The 3,223-nt window shown below is 45.0% G+C and carries 3 protein-coding genes and 2 pseudogenes; 2 read left to right on the top strand and 3 right to left on the bottom strand.

The features are described 5' to 3' along the window. Window positions 1-199 (bottom strand): annotated as a pseudogene (locus tag B7L70_RS12140) (ABC transporter permease); the annotation flags it as partial. Between the two features lie 268 nt (window positions 200-467). On the opposite strand from B7L70_RS12140, the gene B7L70_RS12135 reads away from it, so the two are divergent. Further along, window positions 468-1,640, top strand: coding sequence for an NAD(P)/FAD-dependent oxidoreductase (locus B7L70_RS12135; RefSeq protein WP_081228407.1), 1,173 nt, complete (start codon window positions 468-470; stop codon window positions 1,638-1,640). A gap of 10 nt (window positions 1,641-1,650) precedes the next feature. Next, window positions 1,651-2,118, top strand: coding sequence for a DUF1641 domain-containing protein (locus B7L70_RS12130; RefSeq protein WP_081228408.1), 468 nt, complete (start codon window positions 1,651-1,653; stop codon window positions 2,116-2,118). Window positions 2,119-2,149: 31 nt separating this feature from the next. Here the strand turns inward: B7L70_RS12130 and B7L70_RS12125 are convergent, their stop codons facing one another. Both B7L70_RS12125 and B7L70_RS13795 read right to left on the bottom strand, forming a co-directional pair. Next, entirely contained in the window at window positions 2,150-3,004 is an 855-nt protein-coding gene (locus B7L70_RS12125) for an MFS transporter (protein WP_081228406.1), read from the bottom strand. A gap of 12 nt (window positions 3,005-3,016) precedes the next feature. Next, window positions 3,017-3,223, bottom strand: a pseudogene (locus tag B7L70_RS13795) (transposase); the annotation flags it as partial.

Genomic DNA, 3,223 nt, shown 5'->3' with positions numbered 1-3,223 from the left:
TGTCTGAGTAAACCATCAAATCCGTCGGTAATATATTCTCAACCTCACTCACAACAGCCACTTTAAAGCCGTACGTCATAGTCTCCAGGGTTATCATGAGAGCCACGCTATATATTATCGCAAGCATCGTTAATACGGCTCTAGTCCTCCTACTACCCAAGTTCCTAAGTGATATCGTAAAAAGAGTTCTAAAGCTCATGCAGCAATTCAGCATTAACCCAAGCGCTTAAAAATGCTTCTAACGATCATCAGAAATCACCTCCATCGTCATTAATCAGGTCCGACTGTTGATCCATCATCACTACAATAAATTCTTTCTAACGACTTAAAAACATTAATTTCCGAATTCACACTTGGTAAAATAAAAATAAATACGTTAGAATTCAATGAAATTCAATAAGGTTAATTTTATTCTTACCAATAGTTAATAATAATGCTTAAATAGTGATACTCACTCTAGGTTTATCGTGCCAAAGAAGATCCTTGTCCTAGGGGGTGGTGTGGGCGGTGTTGTTGCCGCTAAAAGAATAGCGGAAAGATTGAGGGGTAGGGTTGATGCGGAAATAACAATAATAAGTGATACCGATTACTACCTACTACCACCGCTCCTTGTCAACATAGCACTGGGCGATATAGAGCCAAGCGCCGCCCAGTTGCCGCTATCGTTACTAGGCAAGAGAGGCGTTAAGTTCGTCAAGGCTAAGGTAACGAAGATAGACCCTGACAACAGGGTTGTCGAGACTGACCAGGGCAGGTTCAACTATGATTATTTACTGGCAAGTCTAGGTGTTGAGAATGATTTTAAGTCGTATAACCTTGGTGTCGGTTACCATAATTATACGCTGGAGGGTGCATTAAAACTTAGGGAGGCATTGAGATCCTTTAATGGTGGTAAGGTTGTTTTATTAGCTCCGGAGCCTATATATAGGTGTGGTGTTTATCCCTTCGAATTCGCCTGTCAGTTGGATACCTTATTTAGGAAAAGAGGTATTAGAGATAGAACAAGCATAACCCTTCTATACCCATTTAATAGACCTTTAGAACCCTTAGGCCCCGAAGCCATTAGGATATCCGAAGAAACTGCTGCTAAGAAAGGCGTTGAATGCATAAGTGGTATTAAGCCACCGATCACTGTTGATGATAAGGAGAAGGTTGTAGTACTCTCTAACGGTGAGAAGGTTAAGTATGATCTCCTTATAGTGACTCCACCAGCCAGATTGCCAAAGCCATTTGAGGGCACGCCATTGGTGGCTGAGACACCAGCAGGTAAATGGACAGCAATTAACGTATACACTGGCAGGAGCTTAAAATATGATGATGTTTACCTACCTGGTGAGCACTCAATGCCCTACGTGGGGCTCCCAACAGCCGGAGTTCCCGTTCACTTCACAGCGCTCGCGAGCGCCGCTGCAATAAGTGGCGAATTACTCGGTGAACCTGTCGACCCAGCACAAATAACCGCAATGACGTGCGCACTCGACTACGGAGATTTCGGCATGATGTTTAACTGCGATATCAAGCTCGACCTCAACAATAACAAGGCCGTGTGGGCCGGCAGCTGCTATAGTATATTAACGTCGCCACTGAGCAGGTTAATAAAGGATCTATTTTATAAAACCTGGCTAGCAACAACAATGTGAGGTGAGCAGCATGACCCAGACACAACAAGTCGAAAAGAGCCCTGACGAAAAATTGGCAGAGGCCCTAAACGTGCTTGTGGAGAACATCGACGAGATAAGGGGACTCCTTGACCAACTCATTGAGTTGAAGCGTAGCGGTGTAATTGACGCATTAATGCTTGTAGTTAATAGGTTTGAGGAGGTTCTGCAGTACTTATTCCAGGACCCCGCAATATTTAGGTTAATATCGATGCTCATCGACGGTAGTTTACAGGCAATGAATAAGCTAGATACACAGGACGTAATAAGGCTCAAGGGTATGGTGCAGGACATGGGCGGCTGCTTAGGTAAGAATGTCGATTTATCCAACGTTAAGCCCGTGGGAGGATTAATGGGTCTCTGGAGGGCTATGGGCGATAAGGACGTGCAAATGGGCCTTGGAGTAGCGCTCGCATTATTGAAGGCGCTAGGTAAGTGCGCCCAGTCCCAGCCGAAGTAATAAGTACTTAATAAACGGTTAAAGTCAAAGCTTACCTTATCCTCACTAGGGAGTAGGGTATTAATGAGATTAGTAGCATTAGTGATGACAGAACTATAGAAATCTCCATCCCATACATTGATGCCAGTAGGTACGTCATGTATGGGGCAAGGATACCACTCAATTGCCAAAACGTATTCGCGGCAGCTGTGGCCGTGGATACGAACTTCCTATCCACCGAAACCGCTATTAACGATGACTGCATTGGTGTTATTACGAACCTACCAACACCAAGTAGCACAGCAAGTATTAATGCGTAGGGCATCCTGGGCATTAGGGCTATGGCGACACCACTAAGTGAGTACACAACAATATCCATGAGGAGCATGGTCTTTGCACCGATTCTATAGGCTAAATGCCCGCTTAATGGCATTGCCACTAAACCAGCTATTGTGAATAGCGTGAAGGCTAGTGATGCGTAGGTAATCCCGAGCCCCGAGGACACCAGGTAATCATAGAGCCAGTACGCAATGACCCAGTTCATGTAGAGTATGAAGAATCCACCAACCCCTATGAGCATGACGTTCGTATTCCTAAGGGCCCCCAACGCCCTAATCACGCTCTCAGCCCTCACCTCACTCATACGCCTAAAAGCAACTAAATCCACTACACCGCTCGCCATTGTGATGAGGCTGATTACACAGAATACTAGGTTAATGGATATGCGCGCGAGTGGTGGGACTATGAGGGCTGAGATCATGAATGGCAGCGCCCATGCGATGGTGTAGATACCCATGGCCTTCTCGAGAATGTCGCTAAACAGTTCCCTGATTATCTTAACCGATGGCGCATATACAAACCCTGCGAAAAAGCCTATGGGTATGGAGAGGACTGTTTCTGTCTTCATTATTATTTGCGGTTACTCATAATTATTAGTGTTTAAGCCTTTTATGGCTATTAGGTGTGCTGATGCTGTGTGCCTGTCTAGTCCATATTTTCTCATGATTTCGTCGTGTTCTGTTGAGTTTGTTGTTCCCCTTGGGTTTACGTACTTAGTCTCTATGCCGTATAGTGGTGCCTTTAGGGCTATCCTCTCGGTGATTGTGCTTCTGAAGATTGTGACCTT

The organism is Vulcanisaeta sp. EB80, from assembly GCF_002078205.2.
This window is presented reverse-complemented; position numbering and strand designations above follow the sequence as displayed.